At 70.8% G+C, this 20,650-nt stretch carries 17 protein-coding genes; 7 read left to right on the forward strand and 10 right to left on the reverse strand.

The features are described from left to right. Positions 1 to 2,472, forward strand: a 2,472-nt coding sequence (locus ACKOQ4_RS17220; protein WP_526293806.1) for an MMPL family transporter, incomplete at its 5' end; no start/stop codon positions are given. Here ACKOQ4_RS17220 and ACKOQ4_RS17225 read toward each other — a convergent pair. Next, positions 2,469 to 3,605: an AI-2E family transporter gene (locus ACKOQ4_RS17225; RefSeq protein WP_526293807.1), complete on the reverse strand. Its 1,137-nt coding sequence runs from the start codon at positions 3,603 to 3,605 to the stop codon at positions 2,469 to 2,471. The genes ACKOQ4_RS17220 and ACKOQ4_RS17225 overlap by 4 nt on opposite strands. Positions 3,606 to 3,671: 66 nt before the next feature. Here ACKOQ4_RS17225 and ACKOQ4_RS17230 point away from each other — a divergent pair, with 66 nt between their 5' ends. After that, positions 3,672 to 4,091 carry a DUF3054 family protein gene (locus ACKOQ4_RS17230; RefSeq protein ID WP_526293808.1) on the forward strand — a complete coding sequence of 140 codons (420 nt, stop codon included), beginning with the start codon at positions 3,672 to 3,674 and terminating at the stop codon, positions 4,089 to 4,091. Here ACKOQ4_RS17230 and ACKOQ4_RS17235 read toward each other — a convergent pair. Further along, positions 4,042 to 4,398, reverse strand: coding sequence for a hemophore-related protein (locus ACKOQ4_RS17235; protein ID WP_526293809.1), 357 nt, complete (start codon positions 4,396 to 4,398; stop codon positions 4,042 to 4,044). The genes ACKOQ4_RS17230 and ACKOQ4_RS17235 overlap by 50 nt on opposite strands. Before the next feature lie 163 nt (positions 4,399 to 4,561). Here ACKOQ4_RS17235 and ACKOQ4_RS17240 point away from each other — a divergent pair, with 163 nt between their 5' ends. Together ACKOQ4_RS17240 and ACKOQ4_RS17245 are read left to right on the forward strand one after the other, a co-directional pair. Further along, positions 4,562 to 7,429, forward strand: coding sequence for an MMPL family transporter (locus ACKOQ4_RS17240; protein WP_526293810.1), 2,868 nt, complete (start codon positions 4,562 to 4,564; stop codon positions 7,427 to 7,429). After that, positions 7,426 to 7,920: an XRE family transcriptional regulator gene (locus ACKOQ4_RS17245; RefSeq protein ID WP_526293811.1), complete on the forward strand. Its 495-nt coding sequence runs from the start codon at positions 7,426 to 7,428 to the stop codon at positions 7,918 to 7,920. The genes ACKOQ4_RS17240 and ACKOQ4_RS17245 overlap by 4 nt, the downstream gene beginning before the upstream one ends. Before the next feature lie 22 nt (positions 7,921 to 7,942). On the opposite strand, the gene ACKOQ4_RS17250 is transcribed toward ACKOQ4_RS17245, so the two are convergent. Both ACKOQ4_RS17250 and ACKOQ4_RS17255 read right to left on the reverse strand, forming a co-directional pair. Beyond that, positions 7,943 to 8,632, reverse strand: a complete 690-nt coding sequence (locus ACKOQ4_RS17250) for a hypothetical protein (RefSeq protein ID WP_526293812.1) — start codon at positions 8,630 to 8,632, stop codon at positions 7,943 to 7,945. Further along, entirely contained in the window at positions 8,629 to 9,219 is a 591-nt protein-coding gene (locus ACKOQ4_RS17255) for a hypothetical protein (RefSeq protein ID WP_526293813.1), read from the reverse strand. The genes ACKOQ4_RS17250 and ACKOQ4_RS17255 overlap by 4 nt, the downstream gene beginning before the upstream one ends. 44 nt (positions 9,220 to 9,263) lie before the next feature. Here ACKOQ4_RS17255 and ACKOQ4_RS17260 point away from each other — a divergent pair, with 44 nt between their 5' ends. After that, positions 9,264 to 11,258: a M13 family metallopeptidase gene (locus ACKOQ4_RS17260; RefSeq protein WP_526293814.1), complete on the forward strand. Its 1,995-nt coding sequence runs from the start codon at positions 9,264 to 9,266 to the stop codon at positions 11,256 to 11,258. Here the strand turns inward: ACKOQ4_RS17260 and ACKOQ4_RS17265 are convergent. Together ACKOQ4_RS17265 and ACKOQ4_RS17270 are read right to left on the reverse strand one after the other, a co-directional pair. Then, complete coding sequence (locus ACKOQ4_RS17265; protein WP_526293822.1) at positions 11,255 to 12,316, reverse strand: L,D-transpeptidase; 1,062 nt, start codon at positions 12,314 to 12,316, stop codon at positions 11,255 to 11,257. The two genes, ACKOQ4_RS17260 and ACKOQ4_RS17265, sit on opposite strands and share 4 nt — an antisense overlap. 129 nt (positions 12,317 to 12,445) lie before the next feature. Continuing rightward, entirely contained in the window at positions 12,446 to 13,684 is a 1,239-nt protein-coding gene (locus tag ACKOQ4_RS17270) for an MFS transporter (protein WP_526293815.1), read from the reverse strand. Positions 13,685 to 13,832: 148 nt separating this feature from the next. Here ACKOQ4_RS17270 and ilvD point away from each other — a divergent pair, with 148 nt between their 5' ends. Continuing rightward, the gene (ilvD, locus tag ACKOQ4_RS17275) at positions 13,833 to 15,530 is read left to right on the forward strand and encodes a dihydroxy-acid dehydratase (RefSeq protein WP_526293816.1); all 1,698 of its coding nucleotides are present in this window, start codon (positions 13,833 to 13,835) and stop codon (positions 15,528 to 15,530) included. A 39-nt stretch (positions 15,531 to 15,569) separates the two neighbouring features. Further along, complete coding sequence (locus tag ACKOQ4_RS17280; protein WP_526293817.1) at positions 15,570 to 17,798, forward strand: molybdopterin-dependent oxidoreductase; 2,229 nt, start codon at positions 15,570 to 15,572, stop codon at positions 17,796 to 17,798. Here the strand turns inward: ACKOQ4_RS17280 and ACKOQ4_RS17285 are convergent. The 4 genes from ACKOQ4_RS17285 to ACKOQ4_RS17300 form a co-directional block, all read right to left on the reverse strand. After that, on the reverse strand, positions 17,795 to 18,460 hold the full coding sequence (locus ACKOQ4_RS17285; RefSeq protein ID WP_526293818.1) for an O-methyltransferase: 666 nt from the start codon (positions 18,458 to 18,460) through the stop codon (positions 17,795 to 17,797). The genes ACKOQ4_RS17280 and ACKOQ4_RS17285 overlap by 4 nt on opposite strands. Continuing rightward, positions 18,448 to 18,957 carry a TIGR04338 family metallohydrolase gene (locus ACKOQ4_RS17290; protein ID WP_526293819.1) on the reverse strand — a complete coding sequence of 170 codons (510 nt, stop codon included), beginning with the start codon at positions 18,955 to 18,957 and terminating at the stop codon, positions 18,448 to 18,450. Before ACKOQ4_RS17290 ends, ACKOQ4_RS17285 begins: the two co-directional genes overlap by 13 nt. Beyond that, the gene (locus ACKOQ4_RS17295; protein ID WP_526293820.1) at positions 18,954 to 19,703 is read right to left on the reverse strand and encodes a DUF2786 domain-containing protein; all 750 of its coding nucleotides are present in this window, start codon (positions 19,701 to 19,703) and stop codon (positions 18,954 to 18,956) included. The genes ACKOQ4_RS17290 and ACKOQ4_RS17295 overlap by 4 nt, the downstream gene beginning before the upstream one ends. A 94-nt stretch (positions 19,704 to 19,797) precedes the next feature. Further along, on the reverse strand, positions 19,798 to 20,650 hold an 853-nt coding region (locus tag ACKOQ4_RS17300), incomplete at its 5' end, for an alpha/beta fold hydrolase (protein ID WP_526293821.1).

Consider the following 20,650-nt stretch of genomic DNA (forward strand, 5'->3'; position numbering starts at 1 on the left):
AGGGAGATGGTCACCGAGCTCGACGACTTCACCAAGAAGCACGAGGACAAGGTGGTCGGCTGGGCCGGCTGGCTGCGCGCCCCGGACAGCACCGACGCCACGGTCCAGCAGATGAGGACCGCGGACAAGCGCCACACCTTCGTGTCGATCCCGCTCAAGGGAGACAGCGACGACGAGATCCTGCGGAACTACCAGGACGTGGAGCCGGACCTGAAGGCGATCAACGACGGCGACATCAAGCTGGCGGGCCTGAACCCGTTGGCCAGTGAACTGACCGGCACCATCGGCGTCGACCAGCAGCGCGCCGAGATCGCCGCCATCCCGCTGGTGGCCGTGCTGCTGTTCTTCGTCTTCGGCGGCGTGGTGGCGGCCAGCCTCCCGGCCATCATCGGCGGCCTGTCCATCCTCGGGGCGCTGGGCATCATGGAGCTGGCGTCGAAGTTCACCCCGGTGCACTTCTTCGCCCAGCCTGTCGTGACGCTGATCGGCCTCGGCATCGCGGTGGACTACGGGCTTTTCATCGTCAGCAGGTTCCGGGAGGAGATCGCCGAAGGCTACGACACCGAGACCGCGGTCCGGCGCACCGTGATGACGGCCGGCCGCACGGTGGTGTTCTCCGCGGTGATCATCGTGGCCTCGTCGCTGCCGCTGCTGCTGTTCCCCCAGGGATTCCTCAAGTCGATCACCTACGCGATCATCGCCTCGGTGATGCTGGCCGCGATCCTGTCCATCACGGTGCTGGCCGCCGCGCTGGCCATCCTCGGGCCCAACGTCGACGCGCTCGGCGTGCGAACCCTGCTGCGGGTGCCGTTCCTGGCCAACTGGTCGGTGTCGCGGCGGATGATCGACTGGCTGGCCGAGAAGACCCAGAAGACCAAAACCCGCGAGGAGGTGGAGAACGGCTTCTGGGGCAAGCTGGTCAACCGGGTGATGAAGAAGCCCGTCCAGTTCGCGACGCCGATCATCATCATCATGATCCTGATGATCATCCCGCTCGGGAAGCTGTCGCTGGGTGGCATCAGCGAGAAGTACCTGCCGCCGAACAACTCCGTGCGGCTGGCCCAGGAGGAGTTCGACCGGATCTTCCCCGGCTTCCGCACCGAACCGCTGACCCTGGTGATCAAGCGCGACGACGGCCAGCCGGTCACCGATCAGCAGGTCGCCGAGATCCGCAGCAAGGCGATGGCGATCAACGGCTTCACCGACCCGGACAACAACCCCGACGCGATGTGGAAGCCGCGCCCGGGCACCTCCTCCGACCCGTCGGTGCGGGTGATCCAGAACGGTCTGGTCAACCGCAACGACGCGGCGCGCAAGATCCACGAACTGCGCGACATCACTCCGCCCAGGGGCCTGTCGGTGTACGTCGGCGGCACACCGGCGCTGGAACAGGACAGCATCCACAGCCTGTTCGAGAAGCTGCCGCTGATGGTGCTGCTGCTGATCACCACGACGACGATCCTGATGTTCCTGGCGTTCGGCTCGCTGGTGCTGCCGATCAAGGCGGCGCTGATGAGCGCGCTCACGCTCGGATCGACGATGGGCATTCTGACCTGGATGTTCGTCGAGGGCCACGGCGCCGGCGTGATGAACTACACACCCCAGCCGCTGATGGCCCCGATGATCGGCCTGATCATCGCGGTGATCTACGGGTTGTCCACCGACTACGAGGTCTTCCTGGTGTCGCGGATGGTGGAGGCCCGCGAGCAGGGCATGTCCACCACCGAGGCGGTCCGCATCGGCACCGCCACCACCGGCCGGCTGATCACCGCCGCGGCCCTGGTGCTGGCGGTGGTCGCCGGGGCGTTCGTCTTCTCCGACCTGGTCATGATGAAGTATCTGGCGTTCGGCCTGCTGATCGCACTGCTGCTCGACGCCACCATCGTGCGGATGTTCCTGGTGCCGGCGATCATGAAACTGCTCGGCGACGACTGCTGGTGGGCCCCCAAGTGGATGAAGCGCCTGCAGCACAAGATCGGCCTCGGTGAGACCACGCTGCCCGCCGAGCGCAAGCTTGCGGCACTGCCCGCTCCGGAGGACGCACTGGTGGGGGCCGGCGCCCCGGTCGCCGCTGCGCTCGCGGCCGACCAGACTGCCGCCCTGCAGGCCGACAGTCCGACGACCCGGTTCGCGGCTCCCGAGACCTCCGCCGACAGGGACATCGGCTCCTGGCTCGGCGAACTTCGCCGCAAGGCCTCCCCGCGCCGGCCGGCGGCGGTGGTCGAGCCCGACGCCGAGCCGACGAATGTGCTGCCGTCGGAAGAGCCCACCTACGTCATCGCGGCTCCGGAGGACGCCACCACCGCGATACCGGCCGCCGACATGCTCTCGGCCGAGGAGACCCGCGCGATCCCGGTGAGCCGGCCGCAGGCGGCCGACTCCGAGGTCGCCACCGAGAAACTCAACGCCCGCGGGCAGAACGCAGCCGGGGTCAGCGCTGCCGACCTGCTCCGCCGGGAGGGCCGGATCTAACCGGCGGCATCTGGTCGGGCCTCCCCGACCACCTGGTCGTGGCCCGATTCCAGTTCCGATTCCTCCGCCTCGGGATCGGCGGCCGCCAGTACCCGGGCGGCGCTGTTGAGGAACGCCAGCACCGGCACCGCCAGCAGCGCCCCGATGATGCCGGCCAGCACCCCGCCGGTGGCGATCGCCAGCACGATGGCCAGCGGGTGGATCGACACGGCCCGGCCCATCAGCAGCGGCTGCAGGACGTGGGCCTCCAACTGCTGAACGGCGATGATCAGCCCGAGCGTGAACAGCGCGTAGACGAAACCCTTTGCCAGCAACGCAACGACGACGGCGAGAAACCCGCTGATGACGGCGCCGACCAGCGGAATGAATGCGCCGAGGAACACCAGGGAGGCCAGCGGCAGCGCCAGCGGGATGCCCATGACGGCCAGGCCGGTGCCGATCCCCACGGCGTCGACCAGCGCCACCAGGAACGTCGCCCGCACGTACCCGATGAGCGAGCCGAACCCCGCCCGTCCGGCCGCCCGAACCCGGTCTCGGGTGCGGGCCGGGATGATCGTGGTCAGGTAGGTGTAGATGTTCCGGCCGCCGTAGAGCAGGAAGATCAGCGTGAACAGCATCAGGAATGCGCCGGTGACGATCTCGGTCAGGGTGGCGGCGGTGGACAGCGCGCCGGTGGTGAGCTTCTCCTGGTTGTCGCGCAACGCCTTCACGGCCGCGGCCCCGGCGCTCTCGATCTGGCCGTGACTCAGGTGCAGCGGACCCTCTATGAGCCACTGGGTGGCGTTGTCGATGCTGCGGGTGACCTGCTCGGTGAGGCTGGGCAGACCCGAAACGAATTGGCTGACAACGAAAGTCATGATGCCGCCGAAGAGGGCGATGGCGCTGAGCAGCACCATGGCGACCGCGCCGCCACGGGGAACCCGGCGCCGGTCGAGCCAGTCGACGGCCGGCAGCAGCAGGGCGGTCAGAATGACCGCCAGCGCCACCGGAACCACGATGAGCTTGAGCTGTGCGGCGATCCAGAGCAACGCCCCGATCACGCCCATGATCACCAGCAGACGCCACGACCAGGCGGCGGCCTTGCGTACCAACGGATCGACGGCGTCGTCGTCGCCGGTGGGGCTGCCGAGCATCCGCCAAGCCTAGCCAGCCCGGCCGGGCACCGCGCCGGACCCGCCCGGCCGATATCGTCTGCAGCCGTGACCGACCGAGAGCCAAGCCGGGTCGCCGGCCGGGTGTGGCCCGCAGCCCTGGCCGCGGACCTGACCGCCGTCCTGGCGTTCGCCGCGGCCGGCCGGCGCAGTCACGACGAGGGACTGACCGCCGCGGGGCTCGCGCAGACCGCCTGGCCGTTTCTCACCGGCACCCTGGTCGGCTGGCTGCTGATTCGAGGCTGGCGGCGCCCCACCGCGCTGCGGCCGACGGGCCTGACGGTGTGGCTGTGCGCCGTCGCGATCGGCATGGCGCTGCGGAAGGCCACCGGGGCGGGCACCGCCGCCGGCTTCATCGTGGTGGCGTCGGTGTCGATCGGGGCGCTGCTGCTGGGCTGGCGGGCCGTCCCGGCCGCGATCAGGAAGCGGGTACTTCGAGGGACTGGTCGCCGCCGCAGCGGTTCTTGAGGTCGGTCAGCGGCTGCCGGATACCGGCCAGGTCGTCCTTGGTCTGAGGGTTGGCATCCAGGTACTGCTGGATCTGGCCGCGCAGGGTGTCCCGCGGCGAGCCCTCCAGGCCGGTGAAGAACGCGTTGACGTCGGGGTGGGTGAACAGGTAGGCCGACGTGGCGGCGGACACACCGGCGGCCACCCCGGCCAGATCGGCGGCCGTGCAGTTCGGCGGGTTGTCCGCCAGCGCGGCGGGGGCCGGCCCCAAGAGCAGGGCACCGGCGGCGATCGTTCCCGAGACGATCCGGCGGGCTGTGTGCATCATCCTGGGACTCCAATCGTGACGGCCGACTCGGCTTCTTGGACATCTTAAGCCAGCCCTGCCCGGCGTCCCGCCACGACGGCGCGGCCGGTCCCGGCGGCGGGTAGGCTCTCAACACGCAATCGGGAAACCGGACGATGCGGGGAGAACAGCCATCCAGCAGTTCATGATGCGACTGAGCGGCACCCTGCGCAGACATCGGTGGCTGGTGTTCGGATGCTGGCTGCTGGCGCTGGTGCCGTCGGTGGCTCTCGCTCTGACCCAGTCAAACCACCTAACCGGCGGCGGCTTCGAGGTGGCCGGCTCGCAGTCCCTGCGCGTGCAGTACGAACTGGAGGACCACTACCCGCAGCTGGGCTCGTCGCCGCTGGCCCTGGTCGCCGCGCCACGCGCCGACGCCTCCTACGCCGACATGGCCGCGGCGGTCGACCAACTCAAGGAGGCCGCGCGCTCGGTTCCCAGCCTCCAGGTGGTGGACAACCCGGTGCAACCCGCCCCGGCGCCGGACCGACCGTACGTGGTGTCTCTGCGGCTGGACTTCAACAACACCGGCGCGGTGGACGTCGCCCGGCAACTGCGGGCCAAGGTCGGCGTCAGCGGCGACCAGCCGGGCCGCACCGCCGACGGGCGGGTGAAGCTTTACGTGATCGGCCAGGGAGCGCTGGGCGCGGCCGCGCAGACCAGCACCAAGCAGGACATCGCGGCCGCCGAGCGCTGGAACCTGCCGATCGTGCTGATGGTGCTGGTCGTGGTGTTCGGTTCGCTGGCCGCCGCGGCGATCCCGCTGGCGCTGGGCATCTGCACCGTGGTGGTGACGATGGGCGCGGTCTACCTGCTGTCGACGGTGACCACCATGTCGGTGTTCGTCACCTCCACGGTGTCGATGTTCGGCATCGCGCTGGCGATCGACTACTCGCTGTTCATCCTGATGCGCTTCCGTGAGGAGTTGCGCGCCGGCCGGGATCCCGACCACGCCGCCGACGCCGCGATGGCCACCTCGGGTCTGGCCGTGGTGCTCTCGGGGCTGACCGTGGTCGCCTCGCTCACCGGGATCTATGTGATCGACACCCCGGTGCTGCGGTCGATGGCCACCGGCGCGATCCTCGCGGTGGCCTTCGCCGTGCTCACCTCGGCCACCCTGATCCCGGCGGTGCTGGCCACCTTCGGCCGCGCGGCCGCCCGGCGCTCACCTCTGCTGCACTGGTCCCGCAGGCCGGAGGCCACCCGGTCCCGGTTCTGGACCCGCTGGGTCGGTGCGGTGATGCGCCGGCCCTGGGCGTCCGCGCTGGCCGCCACCTCGGTGCTGCTGCTGCTGGCCGCGCCGGCCTTCGGCATGGTGCTGGGCAACAGCATGCAGCGCCAGTTCCCGTCCTCCCACGAGATCCGGGGCGGTGTCGCGGCCGCCGCCGAGGCGCTGGGACCGGGGGCGCTCGGCCCGGTCCGGATCCTGGTCAACTTCCCGGGCGCCGACGCCGACGACACGCGTAACGCCGCGGTACTCGAGGCCGTGAGCCGGACGACGGGTCAGGCGGTGAACATCGTCTCGGTGGCTCCACCGGTGTTCGGCGACGACAACCGCAGCGCGCTGCTGTCGGCGGTGCTCGCGGTGGATCCCGAGGAGTTGCGGGCCCGCGAGACCATCGACTGGCTGCGCGCGACGCTGCCGGGGTTGCCGGAGGCGACCGGGGTTTCGATCGACGTCGGCGGCCCCACGGCGCTGATCAAGGACTTCGACGACCGGGTGTCGCACACCCAACTGGCGGTCTTCGCCTTCGTGTCGGTGATCGCCTTCGTCATGCTGCTGATCTCGATCAGGTCGGTGGTGCTCGCGCTCAAGGGCGTTCTGATGACGGTGCTGTCGGTTGCGACCGCCTACGGCAGCCTGGTGGTGGTCTTCCAATGGGGATGGCTGGAACGGCTTGGCTTCGAACCGATCTCGTCAGTCGACAGCACCATTCCCCCGCTGGTGCTCGCCATGACATTCGGCCTGTCGATGGACTACGAGATCTTCCTGCTGACCCGGATCAGGGAGCGCTTCCTGCAGTCCGGCGACACCCGCGACGCGGTCGCCTACGGCGTGGCGACCAGCGCCCGCACCATCACCAGTGCAGCACTGATCATGATCGCGGTGTTCGTCGGCTTCGCCTTCGCCGGCATGCCGCTGGTCGCCGAACTCGGCGTGGCCTGCGCGGTCGCGATCGCCGTGGACGCCACCATCGTCCGGCTGGTGCTGGTGCCGGCGCTGATGGCGATGTTCGACCGCTGGAACTGGTGGCTGCCCGCCTGGCTGGGGCGGCTGCTGCCGTCGGTGGACTTCGAGAAACCGCTGCCCAGACTCGACGTCGGGGATGTCGTCGTCATCCCCGACGACATCTCCTCGATCGCGCCGCCGGCCGCCGACCTGCGCACGGTGGTGCGAAGCGCCGCGCGACTCAAAGACCTGGCACCCGACTCGGTCAGTGTGGTGGACCCGCTGGCGTTCAGCGGCTGCGACGGGCGGGCCGACGCGCCCGCCGCCGGCCGGCTGGCCACCGTCACCGCGGTTCAGCGCCGTGTCGGATCGGGTCCCGGGCCGGGACCGCGCCGGCCGGTCCATCCGGTGACGATGTGGCGGGGCCGCCTGGACGTGGCGCTGGACGCGCTGCAGACCGAGGCGGCCGTGCAGCGGCGCGGCCCGGTCGAGACCACCACTGTGCAACTGCCCACCGGTGACCGGCTGCAGATCCCGACCGCGGCCGAGACGCTGCGGCTGAAGAGCTTCCTGGTTCTGTGCCGCGGCAGCCGCGCCGACTTCGCCGACCTGGCCGACCTCGCCGACGCCGTCGGTCTGGACAGTGCCGCACTGACCCTGGCCGGGGTCGACGGGTACTACAGTGCTGGACGACCAGAGCGACTCTGGATCGCCACCCAGTTGGTGCGCCGACTGGCCGATCCGATCCCCTCGGACGCGGGCGAGGGGTCCGGACCGGCGTGGGACGAAGTCCGGCGGCGGTGCTTGTCGCTGGCGGTGGCGATCCTGGAGGAGGCGAGTTGACTCGCCCGTCCCCCTACCCTCTCGACGACACCCCCGTGGAGTTCTGGCCCACCGCCTCGATCCGGGCGGCCCTGCAGAGCGGGGATATCTCCGTGTGGCAGCGAATCGTCGTCGCGATCAAGCGCGACCCCTACGGCCGTACCGCGCGCCAGGTCGAGGAAGTCCTGGAATCCGCCGCCCCATACGGCGTTTCGCAGGCCCTGACGGAAGTCCTGGCGCGTGCCCGCAACCATCTGGAGGCAAACGAACGCAACGAGGCGGCGCGGCACGTACGGATCCTGCAGGACCGGTCCGGGTTGAGCCCGCAGGAGTTCGCCTCGCGGATCGGGGTCAGCCCGGTGGATTTCGCCGCCTACCTCGACGCCTCGGCCAGTCCGCCGGCCTCGCTCATGATCCGGATGCGTCGGCTGTCCGACCGCTTCGCCAAGATACGGGCCCAGCAGGCCCGGAACACATCGGAGCCGGCCGACGAATACCCCGAACCCGACTGAGCCGTGATCTGCGCGCGTCCGGTCAGCGCGAGCTGAGGGGCGCCACATCGGCCACCCGCCAGACGCCGTCCTGCTTGGTCAGCGCGACCCGCAGCGACAGCACCGCATTGCTGGGCTCTTGCCCCGGCTCGGTCTGGCTTCCACGCATCAGCACCGCGACGGTGGCGGCCGAAGGCGTCAGGGCCTCCAGGCCCGCCGATATGGTCGCCGCCTTCGCCGTCACCTTGCGCTTGGCCATATCGGCTGTCGTCGAACCGAATTGGGCCTTGAAGGCCTCGGCGCGCTCGGGCGTCATCAGCGCCGTGGCCCGGTCGATTCCCGCCTGCGGTTCGGCCGGCGCGAAGGTGGCGGTCGCCTCGGCCACCTCCGAGGCGACCCGGACCACCTCGGTGCTGTCACGGTTGAAATTCCGGTCCGCAAGGGTCCAATGCAGGTAGCCGACCACCGCAGCAGCCGCGACGGCGGCTGTGGTGACCGCGACCACCGCCAGCCGAAGGCCGGGCGAGTCGTCGTCGGTTCCCAGCGTGACCGAGTCACGCCGGTAGAGGACGATGTTGAGAATCACGGCCTCGACGACGAGCAGGCACAGGATCGAACAGGCCGACACCCACCACAGCGGCCAGCCGAGCATCACCCCGATCATCAGCAGGGCCGCTATCGCCGCCGCCGGCGCGAGGATGTCGAACGCCAGGACCCGGGCCCGGTTCCTCATCGCAGCGACTCCAGCCGGGAGATCCGTGGGGTCCCGTCGACGTCTGAGACACCGAGGCGCAGGTTCCAGCGCACCGTGGTGGGCTTGCTGGCGGCGTTCTCGCTGACCGAGGTCGCGACCACCAGCACGGTGTCGGTGCGGGCGGCCAGTTCGGCCGGAAGCGTCGCCGGGGCCGGCGGGCGCTGCCCGGGTCCGGTCTCGAGGTTGCGGTGGATCACCTCGATCGAAACCGACTCGACCTGGCCGGTGGTCTTCGACCGGAGCGTCTTGACCACGTCGCGGTACGGGGCGATCGAGGCTTCGAAACCGGTGTTGAGCTCGCCGACGGTTCCGTCGCGCAACTGCAGCATGCTGGCTTCGACGTTGTCGGCGTTCATGTTGATCAGGATCCCGGTCCACTGCGCAGCGGCCTGCATGGCCCGGGCCTGATAGCCGCGGGCGGCCTCCTCGGAGCGGTGGCCGGTCCACATCACGGCGATCAGTGCCGCCGCGGCGAGGGCCAGCACGGCCAGCACCGCCGAGGCGACCCCGAACGCCGTCGGCGCCCCGGGGCGCGTGCGGTCGCGGTCCTCTCCGGCATCGGGCATGCAGGGGAGGCTACCGGCAGGGGCGATGAGCAAGGATGGTGGGCGTGACGGCAGATACGCAGCGCTCCGGGATCGACCTCACCCACCTCGACCCGGCGGTCCGCCCGCAGGACGATCTGTTCGGCCATGTCAACGGCCGCTGGCTGGCCGACTACGTGATGCCGGCCGACCGCGCCACCGACGGCGCGTTCCGGCAGCTCTACGACCGGGCCGAGGAACAGGTGCGCGAGATCATCACCGACGCCGCCGCGGCTTCCGGAGCCGTCGACTCCGACGAGCGGCGCATCGGCGACCTCTACGCCAGCGTCCTCGACGCCGACGCGGTCGAGCGGCGCGGGCCGGCCCCGCTGGTCGCCGAGATGGCGCCCATCGACCGCGCGGCGGGCCCCGCTGAACTGGCCGCGGTTCTGGGCCGGCTGCAGCGCAGCGGCGTCGGCGGCGGCGTGGGGGTCTACGTCAGCACCGACGCCAAGGATTCGTCGCGATACCTCGTGCACCTGAGCCAGTCGGGCCTGGGTCTGCCCGACGAGTCGTACTACCGCGACGAGCAGCACGCGGCGATTCTCGGCGCCTACCCCGCGCACATCGCCTCGATGTTCGCCCTGGTGTTCGGCGGCACGCCCGACGAGTACACCGAGCGGGCCGGCCGGGTCGTGGCGCTGGAGACCCGGCTCGCCGCCGGCCACTGGGACGTGGTCCGCCGTCGCGACGCCGACCTGACCTACAACCTGCGCGGTTTCGCCGAGTTACCCGGCTTCGCACCGGGATTCGACTGGCCCGCGTGGATCTCCGCGCTGGGTGCCGCACCGGGCGCGGTTGCCGAAGTCGTTGTGCGCCAGCCTGATTACCTCTCCTCTTTCGCGGAGCTGTGGTCGTCCGCGGAGTTCACCGACTGGCAGGACTGGGCGCGCTGGCGGCTCATTCACGCCCGCGCGGCCGTGCTCCCCTCGGCACTGGTCGAGGAGGACTTCGAGTTCTACGGCCGCACACTGTCGGGTACCGAGCAGATCCGGGAACGGTGGAAGCGTGCGGTGTCGGTCGTCGAGAGCCTGATGGGCGACGCGGTGGGACGGCTCTACGTCGAACGGCACTTCCCGCCGGATGCCAAGGCACGGATGGACGTCCTGGTCGCCAACCTGCGCGAGGCCTACCGGGAGAGCATCACCAACCTGGACTGGATGACTCCGGCCACCCGGGCGCGCGCCCTGGCCAAGCTGGACAGTTTCACCGCAAAGATCGGCTACCCGGCCAGATGGCGCGACTACTCGGCCCTGGTGGTCAGCCGGGACGACCTGTACGGGAACGTGATCCGCGGGGCGGAGGTGGAGACCGACCGGGAACTGGCCAAACTCGGCGGCCCCGTCGACCGCGACGAGTGGTTCATGACCCCGCAGACCGTCAATGCCTACTACAACCCCGGGATGAACGAGATCGTCTTCCCCGCGGCGATACTGCAGCCGCCGTTCTTCGACGCCGGGGCCGACGACGCGGCCAACTACGGCGGAATCGGGGCGGTGATCGGCCACGAGATCGGGCACGGGTTCGACGATCAGGGCTCCAAATACGACGGCGACGGGCACCTGCTCGACTGGTGGACCGACGAGGACCGCCGGGAGTTCGGTGCCCGCACGGCCATGCTGATCGAGCAGTACGAGAACTACGTGCCGCGTGACCTCGCCGGCCGCCCGGACTCCCCGCATGTCCAGGGCGCATTCACCGTCGGGGAGAACATCGGGGACCTCGGCGGCCTGTCCATCGCGCTGCTGGCCTACCGGTTATCCCTGGGCGGGCGGGCGGCGCCGGTGATCGACGGGCTGACCGGCCTCCAGCGGGTGCTGTTCGGGTGGGCGCAGGTGTGGCGCACCAAGTCCCGGCCGGCCGAGGCCGTTCGGCGGCTCGCCGTGGACCCCCATTCGCCGCCGGAGTTCCGGTGCAACGGGGTTATCCGCAACATCGACGCCTTCTACGACGCCTTCGGCGTCACCGAGGACGACGCCCTCTACCTCGACCCGCCGCAGCGGGTCCGGATCTGGAACTAGTACAGCTGCCACTGCCAGTCGTCGGCGCCGTCGGGCTTGGTGTAGAGGCCCACGGAGTTCTTCACGATGATCGGGTCGCCGCTGCCGAAGTTGTCGTAGAACCACTTCGCGTTGGCCGGCCCGAGGTTGATGCAGCCGTGGCTGACGTTGCGCTTGCCCTGGTCGGCCACCGACCACGGCGCGCTGTGCACGAAGCCGCCGCTGTTGTCGATACGCACCGCCCAATCCACCTTCAGCTTGTAGCCGTAGGTGGAGTCCACGGGCACTCCGTAGGTGGAGGAGTCCATGATGATGGTCGGGAACTTCTCCAGCACGTAGTAGGTGCCGTTCTTGGTCTCGTGCTTGCCGTCGGGCATGCCCATGGAGACCGGGAAGGTGTTCACCACCGCACCGTTGCGGGTGATCGTCATCTGGTGGGTCTTGTCGTCGATGGTGGCCACCAGCGAGTCACCGACGCGGAAGCTCGACTTCGCGCCGCTGGCGTCGATGTTGACCCGGGTGCCGGCCGGCCAGAACTTGTAGGGCCGCCAACGCACCTGCGTGTCGGTGGTCCAGTAGAACGTGCCGGCCACCGGCGGGCTGGACGAGATGTGGATGGACTGCTCGGCCAGGGCGCGGTCGGCGATCGGCCGCTGGAAGTTGATGATGATCGGCTTTGCCACGCCCACGAGCGCGCCGTTGACCGGGTTGAAACTCGGTGGCGCGAAGACCGGGTCACCGGTGAAGGGCGCCGCGTTCTGGCCCTTGGCCGCACCCATGGCGGTGGCCGGAGCGGCCTCGGGCGCCGGCGGCGGCGGCGGGAACGGCGGCGGCGGCGGGAACGGAGGCGGCGGCGGCGGTACGACGCCCGGTGCCGCCAGGTCCCCCGGTTCCGGGGGCGGCGGCGGCGGGAACAGGATGGGCGGTCCCTCGACCGGCGGCGGAGGCGGCGGCACGTCGATCACCTGCGGATCAACCGGCGGCTGATCCGGATCGGCCCGCGCCGGGCCGGCGCCCAGGCCGGTGCCGGCAATACCCACCACGCAGAGCGCGGCGGCCAGAGCACCCCTCACCCGCATCACGGAAAACTCCTTAGAAAACGCTTGCTGTAGTTCCCAGTGTCGCACAGAAGCCGGGGTGGTCCCCGCCACGCCAGTGGCCGCCAGTGCGCTGAACTGTGCAGATGATCGCCTCCCGCGTGACGAGCGTTACTCCTCGCAGGTCACGGCAGCGGGCGGAAAGAGGCGCGGTGCGACCAGCGTGCAGACCAGGGCACCGGCCACCAGCACCGCCGAGGCGGCCAGCATGACCGACTCGCCGGCATGCTCGAACAGCAGGCCACCGAGCAGCGAACCGGCCATGATGCCGACCTGGAAAGCGGTCACGTACAGACCCGACGCGCCGTCGGGGTCGTCGGGGCTGTGCCGCATCGCGGCGGACTGCAGCAGTGGCGGCATCGCCGTCGCGGCCGCGCCCCAGAACACGACGGCGCCGATCCCGATCACCAGGGTCGTGGTGTTTCCGCGGCCCGCCAGACCCAGGCCCGCCAGCACCAGAAGCACCAGCGACAGCCCGGCCATGCAGCCGGCGACGACGGCTTTCGGGTGCCGGTCGCCGGGGCGGGCGAGCAGGGCCATCGCGGTCAGGCCGGCCACTCCGTAGGCGGCCAGCAACCACGCCAGGTTGGGCCCGCCCACTCCCACGATGTCGCGGATGATGACGACGATGAAGGTGTAGGACACGAAGTGCCCGGTGACCCCGACCAGGGTCAGCAGGCACATGATGACCAGACGCCGGTTGTGGTGGTGCCAGATGTGGCGCTGACCGCCGGTTCCGCCGTCCGGGTCCATCGCCATCAGCGGCAGGGTGAGCCGCGCGGCGATCAGCACCGCGGCGGCGGCCACGGTGATCCCGGCCACGGCCCAGCGCCAGCCCCACATCTCGCTGAGCGCAGCGGTCAGCGGACTGCCCACCACCAGTGCCAGCCCGGTGCCGACGTACACGGCCACCGTGGCCCTCGCGGCGTGCGTGGCCGGCACCATCCGGGCGCCGATCGGTGCGATCACCGACCACATCAGGCCGTGGGTCATCGCGCAGAGCATCCGGCCGGCGGCCAGCACGGCGAAGGTCGGCGCGAGCGCGGAGATCAGCTGGGACGCGGTCAGGGCGCCCAGCGTGAACAACAGCGTCCGGCGGCGCGGCCAGGCCGCGGTCCAACGGACCAGCGGAACCGTGGCAACAGCCGCGACGAGCGCGTAACTGGCCAGCAGAGTGCCGACCACCGCCTCGCTGACACCGAGATCGGCGGCGATGGCCGGTAATGCGCCCACCGGCATGATCTCGGCCGTCACGTACACGAAGGCGGCGGAGGCCAGCACTGCGAGCGCGACAGCGACCCGTGGGGTCCAGGGGCCGGTGCGCGGGCGGGCGGGAGCGTCGACTGTCATAGCGGGTGCCACCACGGTATCGGCTGGGCCGACCCCGGATAACCCCCCGACGCGCCGCAGGGCCGCTTTCGAGACCGCCCTGAGACCCGCGTCAGGACCGGACGAGACGGGCGTTGGGCGGTGCCGGCCCGCGGGTCATACTGGTCGCGTGAGTGAAACCCCCGACCTCAAGCCCCGCAGCCGCGACGTCACCGACGGACTGGAGAAGGCCGCCGCCCGCGGGATGCTGCGCGCGGTCGGCATGGGCGACGACGACTTCGCCAAACCCCAGATCGGGGTGGCGTCGTCGTGGAACGAGATCACCCCGTGCAACCTCTCGCTGGACCGGCTGGCGACGGCGGCCAAGGAGGGCGTGTTCGAGGCGGGCGGCTTCCCGATGGAGTTCGGCACCATCTCGGTGTCCGACGGCATCGCGATGGGCCACGAGGGCATGCACTTCTCGCTGGTGTCCCGGGAGGTGATCGCCGACAGCGTCGAGACGGTGATGCAGGCCGAGCGGATGGACGGCATGGTGATGCTGGCCGGGTGCGACAAGTCGCTGCCCGGGATGATGATGGCCGCCGCGCGACTGGACCTCGCGGCGGTCTTCCTCTACGCCGGTTCGATCCTGCCGGGTTGGGCCAAGATGCCCGACGGCTCGGAACGTGAGGTCACGATCATCGACGCGTTCGAGGCGGTCGGCGCCTGCGCACGCGGCCTGATCAGCCGGGAGGACGTCGACGCCATCGAACGGGCGATCTGCCCGGGCGAGGGCGCCTGCGGCGGCATGTACACCGCCAACACCATGGCCAGCGCCGGTGAGGCGCTGGGACTTTCGCTGCCGGGCAGCGCCGCGCCGCCGGCCACCGACCGCCGCCGCGACGGTTACGCCCGGCGCAGCGGGTTGGCCGTGGTGGAGCTGCTGCGCCGCGGAATCACCGCCCGCGACATTCTGGTCAAGGAGGCTTTCGACAATGCGATCGCGGTGGTGATGGCCTTCGGCGGCTCCACCAACGCCGTGCTGCACCTGCTGGCCATCGCACACGAGGCCGACGTCGAGCTGTCCCTGGCCGACTTCACCCGGATCGGCGCCAAGGTGCCGCACCTGGCCGACGTCAAGCCGTTCGGCGCGCACGTGATGAACGACGTCGACCGCATCGGCGGGGTTCCGGTGGTGATGAAGGCCCTGCTCGACGCCGGCCTGCTGCACGGTGACGTGATGACCGTGACGGGCAGGACCATGGCGCAGAACCTCTCCCACATCGACCCGCCCGATCCCGACGGCAAGGTTCTGCGCGCCCTGACCAACCCGATCCATCCCACCGGCGGGATCACGATCCTGCACGGCTCGCTGGCCCCCGAAGGTGCGGTGGTCAAGTCGGCCGGTTTCGATTCGGACGTGTTCGAGGGCACCGCAAGGGTTTTCGACGGTGAGCGCGCCGCCATGGACGCCCTCGAGGACGGCACCATCACCGCCGGGGACGTGGTGGTCATCCGCTACGAGGGACCCAAGGGCGGCCCGGGGATGCGCGAGATGCTCGCGATCACCGGCGCCATCAAGGGAGCCGGGCTGGGCAAGGACGTCCTGCTGCTCACCGACGGCCGGTTCTCCGGGGGCACCACCGGCCTGTGCGTGGGCCACGTCGCCCCGGAGGCCGTCGACGCCGGACCGATCGCGTTCGTCGCCGACGGCGACCGCATCCGTCTCGACGTCGCCAACCGGACCCTCGACATCCTCGTCGAACCGTCCGAGATCGACGCACGCAGGGCCGGCTTCACCCCGCCGCCGCCGCGCTACACCCGCGGGGTGCTGGCCAAGTACTGCAAGCTGGTGGGGTCGGCCGCACGCGGGGCGGTCTGCGACTGACCGCTTGCCTGCGGCAGCCCGGAGGCGCACAGTGAGGTGGTGACCCGCACCGCGCTGCGCATCTGTCCGCTCTGCGAGGCCACCTGCGGGATGGTTCTCACCGTCGAAGACGGTCGGGTCACCGGCGCCCGCGGAGACCGCGACGACGTGTTCAGCCGCGGCTACATCTGTCCCAAGGGCGCCAGCTTCGCCGAACTCGACAACGACCCCGACCGGCTTCGGGTGCCGCTGGTCCGCCGCGACGGGGAACTGGTCGAGGCCGGCTGGCCGGAGGCCCTGGAGGCCGCCGTCGCCGGGCTGGCGCGGGTGAAGGCCGACGCCGATGCCGCCGTCGCCGTCTACCTCGGCAACCCGAATGCGCACACCATCGCCGGCGGGCTCTACGCCCCGCAACTGGTGCGCGCCCTGCAGACCCGCCAGGTCTTCACCGCCAGCACGCTGGACCAGATGCCCAAACAGGTCGCCTGCGGCTACCTGTTCGGAAACGCCTTCGCGTTCACCGTCCCGGACGTCGACCGCACCGACCACCTCGTGGTGATCGGCGCCAACCCGCTGGTGTCCAACGGAAGTGTCGCCACCGCAGCCGATTTCGGCGGCAAGCTCAAGGCGCTCAAACGCCGCGGCGGCCGTCTCACCGTCATCGACCCGAACCGCACCCGCACCGCCCGGCTGGCCGACCGGCACATCGCCCCCAGACCCGGCACCGACGGCGCGCTGCTGTTCGCGGTGGCCAACGTGCTCTTCGACGAGGATCTTGTCGACGACCGGCTCGGCGGGCTGGCCGACCACGTCACCGGACTGGAGCGGGTCCGCGCCGCCGCGCTGGAGTTCCCGCCCGAGGCGGTGGCCGGGCACTGCGGTGTCACCGCTGCACAGATCCGCGAGCTGGCCCGCGACATCGCGGCCGGGCCGCGAACGTGCGTCTACGGCCGGATCGGCACCTCCACGGTGCGGTTCGGCACCCTGACCAGCTGGCTGGTCGACGTGGTCAACCTGCTCACCGGCAGCCTGGACCGGCCCGGCGGCGCGATGTTCGCGACCTCGCCGATCGGCGCGGCCCCGCGGCCGGCGCGCACCGGTCGGGGCTTCTCCGTGGGGCGCTGGCACAGCCGGGTCTCCGGGGCCCCGGAGGTGGCCGCGGAACTGCCGACGGCGCTGCTGCCGGAGGAGATCGAGACACCCGGGCCGGGACAGGTTCGTGCGGTGGTGACCATCGCCGGCAATCCGGTGCTCTCCGCACCCGACGGCGAACGGCTGTCGGCGGCACTGGACGGCCTGGAATTCATGGTGTCCATCGACCCCTACCTCAACGAGACCACCCGGCACGCCGACGTCATCCTGCCCCCGCCGCCACCGTCGCACGCGCCGCACTTCGACGTGGCGCTGTCCGGGGTGGCGACCCGCAACACCGCCCGCTACTCCCCCGCCGTCCTGCCGTTGCCGGACGGCCGTCCCGACGAGGTGGAGATCCTGTGCCGGCTGACCCTCGGAGTGCTCGGTCTGGGCACCGGAGCCGATCCGAAACTGGTTGACGACCAGATCATTTCAGTGGTCCTCGGCAAGGAGGTCGCCGATCCGGACTCCCCGGTGGCCGGCCGCTCCGTCGAGGAGCTGGTCTCGATGCTGGCGGAGGGTCCCGGGTACGAGCGCCGACTGGACATGATGCTGCGGCTGGGCCCGTACGGCGACGCCTTCGGTTCGCGGCCGGACGGCCTGACCCTGCGGCGGCTCAGGGACAACCCGCACGGTGTCGCCCTGGGTCCGCTGACTCCGCGTATCCCGGAGATCCTCCGAACCCCCTCCGGCAAGGTGGAATTGGCGCCGGAGCCGATCCTGGCCGACATCGTTCGGCTGCAGGATTCGATCGGCGCGGACACCGCCGGCTTCCTGCTGATCGGACGCCGCCACCTGCGATCCAACAACAGCTGGATGCACAACCTGCCCGCCCTGGCCGGCGGGACCAACCGCTGCACCCTGCAGATCCACCCCGACGACGCGGCCCGCTTTGGCGTGACCGACCTGGCCGTGGTGACCGGGCCGGGCGGCAAACTCGAGGTGCCGGTGGAGATCACCGACGCCATCCGTCCCGGGGTGGTGTCGCTGCCGCACGGCTGGGGACACTCCGCGCCGGGAACCCGGCTGACGGTGGCGGCCACCCAGGCCGGGGTCAACGTGAACAGCCTGCTGGACAGTTCGCTGATCGAGCCGCTGTCAGGAACCGCCGTCCTCAACGCGGTTCCGGTGGAGGTGATGGCGGCCGGCGGCTAGGTCCGCCGGGCGATCACGAAGCCGTCCCAGCCCTTGGCGCCGAGAGTCTGAACCGCGGCAGCCTCCAGCCGCGGGTGGCCGCCGACGAATTCGAGCATCTCCCGCACTCCCCGAGCCTGGTGGTCCCCGGCGGCGGGATTGAGGATCCGCCCGGCCCGCACCGCGTTGTCGACCACGATCACCGTTCCAGGGCGGCCGAGCCTGACCGCGTGTTCGACGTAGGCGGCGTTGTTCTCCTTGTCGGCGTCGATGAACACCAGGTCGAACCGGCCGCTGAGCCGGGGCAGGGTGTCCAGCGCCGGGCCGGCCACGATCTCCACCCGGTCGGCGACCCCGGCCCGGCGCAGGTTGCGGGTCGCCACCTCGGCGTGCCGGACGTTGTGCTCGAGAGTCACCACGCTGCCCTCGGCGCCGACCCCGCGGGCCAGACAGATCGTGCTGAACCCTCCGAGGGTGCCGATCTCGAGGACCCGGCGTGCCCCGCTGATCCGCACCAGCAGGTACAGCAACCGGGCGATCTGCGCCGAGACCTCGATGGGCGGAAGGCCGGCGGCCTCGGAGTCGGCGAGCGCCGCGGTCAGAGCCGGGTCCTCGCCGAGGACCAGCCGGTCCAGCAGGTCATCGACTGCCAGCCACTGGCCGGAACCGATCAACTCGTCCATCGCACACCCTCCTTGGCGTAGACCACGCGCAGGACGTGCCCGGCCTCCGGGCCCATGACGGCCGAGGCCAGCGCGCAGAACGTGGTGACGAAACCCGGACCGTGCGACGGCGCGTCCGGGTCGCACAGGTGGTGGGCCACCTCGTGCAAAACCACCAGTTCACGCATCGCCCAGTCGCCGCCGAGCCGTTCGGGAACCGCGATCACCGCGGCCGGTCCGTTCCGCTCGTAGTGCGCGGCCGTCGCCGCACGCCGGGCACGGACCGTCAGCGGCATTGCACCGGAACGGATTTCGGCTACCGATGGCATGGCCAGCACCTCGTCGACGTAGCGTTGCACCGACTCGACCGAGGCGAACCTGGCCTCGGGCGGCAGCGTTATCGGCTCGCCGAAGAAATCGACGGATCGCGAGCCGTTCCGGGCCGCGCGGTCGAACAGGGTGCGGACGAACTTCTCGGCCGCGTAGACCCGGGAACGCTGGGAGTCGCGACCGCTCACCGCTTGAGCCGGGCCCTCGCTCCCGGCAACTCGGGCGCGGCGCCCAGGCGTGCCGTGCGGCCGGCCCGGTCGCCGGCCCGGCGCGCCGACGACGAGTACCCGGCCGACGCGCTGGTGGCCCGCCAGGTGCCCCGGGCCTGGGACTGGGTGCGGTAGTGGTCTCGCAGTTCGATCTCCTTGTTGCGCAACGCAACAGCCGTGCCGGGAGCCGCGCCGCGCGCCGAGGTGGCCTCCCGGCGTGCGTCGTCGCGGGCCTCGGACAGACGCCGGGCTATCCGGGAGCCGAAGGCCAACTGGAAGTTCAGCCGGGCGGTGATGGTCGGGGTGGGGCGGTGTTCGCCGGTGGCCAGATACGCGTCGCAGGCCCGCACCATCTGGACCACCAGGCTGGCGTACAAGGCGTGGCTGGCGTCGATGTCCTCGGCGAACCCGTAGGCGTAGACGAAGGTGGAGTTCGACGCCACGTCGCAGCGCACGTCGTTGGCGGCGGCGATGCCGGCGAACAGCTGGACGTAGGTCCGCAAGCCGCGAGACCCCGGGTCTCCGATGGTGATGGTCCGCTGGGTGGGCACCTGGGCGGCGGTCCGGTCGGCGGTGTGGGCACGGGCGACCGCGAGGTCGATCGCCGTCGCGGTGGCGAGGCGCTGCGCGGCGGCCATGAAGGCCTCGGCCTCGTGGACGTTGTCGGTGCCCTCGGCCTGGCGCAGTAGCGCGGCGATCCGGGCCAGCATCTTGTCGTCGGTCATGGGCGCCACGTTAGGTTACCGGGCCGACTGTCCCGGTGCTCCGCCGCTCCCGGCGGATCATCTGTCCCCAGAACGGAATTCCTCAACAGCACCCCTATTCGGTCACGAACGCGTTCAGCGCATCGGTGAGCTGAGCCGACAGCGGCGCCTTCTTCGCGTAGCCGGCGACGTTGTCGGTCGGGTCGTCGCGCAGGACGTGGTTGACGCCGCGCAGCGCCACCAGGTCCAGGTCGGTGTGCTCCAGCGCGCGGGCCAGCGGGGCGACACCGGCACAGGAGGCCTGCGCGTCGGAATCCGAGCAGGTGAGCAGCACCGGCGTCCCGTCCGGAACGGCGGCCGCCAGGGCGAGCGGGTCGATGGCGTCGGATTCGGCGACGGCTTTGGCGTTGCCGGGGTTGAGGATTGCGCTCAGTCCGTCGGGCAGGCCGGCCGGCGCGGATCCGCTGCTGCGGACCTGCTCCACGGCGGCCCGCCAGGCCGCCCGCACCTCGTCGGCCTGCTGCCGGGTCTTGGCACCGCCGCGCACCGCGGCCGCCAGGTCGGCATCCACCCGGCCACCGATCAGGTCCAGGTACCGGGCGCCCAGCGGCTGCAGCAGTCCCAGCGAGTGGATTTTCGGCGCATCCGGCGAGGTGTCCCCGGCAAGGGTCATCGCGTGAATCGTGCCCTCCCCCAGGGCGTACACCGAAACCCGGTCGGTTCCTGGCCGGCCCGCCAGGAACCGCACCGCCGCTTTGGCACCGTCGGTGTAGACCGCGCTGCCCACGTCGCCCGGGCGGCCGGCGTGCGGTCCCAGGCCGGTGGCTCCGGTACCGACCTTGTCGTAGCGCAGAGTGGCCACACCGCGGTCGGAGAAGTACGCCGCCAGCTGGCGCATGTTGCCGATCGGCCCGGCCACGTTGTTGTCGCCGTTGCGGTCGGTGGCGCCGCTCTCGGAGATCAGCAGG

Origin of the sequence: Mycobacterium sp. (assembly GCF_046095365.1) — a bacterium.
Taxonomy (GTDB): Bacteria; Actinomycetota; Actinomycetes; order Mycobacteriales; family Mycobacteriaceae; genus Mycobacterium.

What these genes read in the sequence shown, in the direction of transcription:
- ACKOQ4_RS17285 (WP_526293818.1), bottom strand. Translation starts at nt 18,460, where the DNA reads ATGGACGAGTTGATCGGTTCCGGCCAGTGGCTGGCAGTCGATGACCTG.
- ACKOQ4_RS17250 (WP_526293812.1), bottom strand. Translation starts at nt 8,632, where the DNA reads ATGAGGAACCGGGCCCGGGTCCTGGCGTTCGACATCCTCGCGCCGGCG.
- ACKOQ4_RS17255 (WP_526293813.1), bottom strand. Translation starts at nt 9,219, where the DNA reads ATGCCCGATGCCGGAGAGGACCGCGACCGCACGCGCCCCGGGGCGCCG.
- ACKOQ4_RS17295 (WP_526293820.1), bottom strand. Translation starts at nt 19,703, where the DNA reads ATGACCGACGACAAGATGCTGGCCCGGATCGCCGCGCTACTGCGCCAG.
- ACKOQ4_RS17235 (WP_526293809.1), bottom strand. Translation starts at nt 4,398, where the DNA reads ATGATGCACACAGCCCGCCGGATCGTCTCGGGAACGATCGCCGCCGGT.
- ACKOQ4_RS17270 (WP_526293815.1), bottom strand. Translation starts at nt 13,684, where the DNA reads ATGACAGTCGACGCTCCCGCCCGCCCGCGCACCGGCCCCTGGACCCCA.
- ACKOQ4_RS17265 (WP_526293822.1), bottom strand. Translation starts at nt 12,316, where the DNA reads ATGCGGGTGAGGGGTGCTCTGGCCGCCGCGCTCTGCGTGGTGGGTATT.
- ACKOQ4_RS17225 (WP_526293807.1), bottom strand. Translation starts at nt 3,605, where the DNA reads ATGCTCGGCAGCCCCACCGGCGACGACGACGCCGTCGATCCGTTGGTA.
- ACKOQ4_RS17240 (WP_526293810.1), top strand. Translation starts at nt 4,562, where the DNA reads ATGATGCGACTGAGCGGCACCCTGCGCAGACATCGGTGGCTGGTGTTC.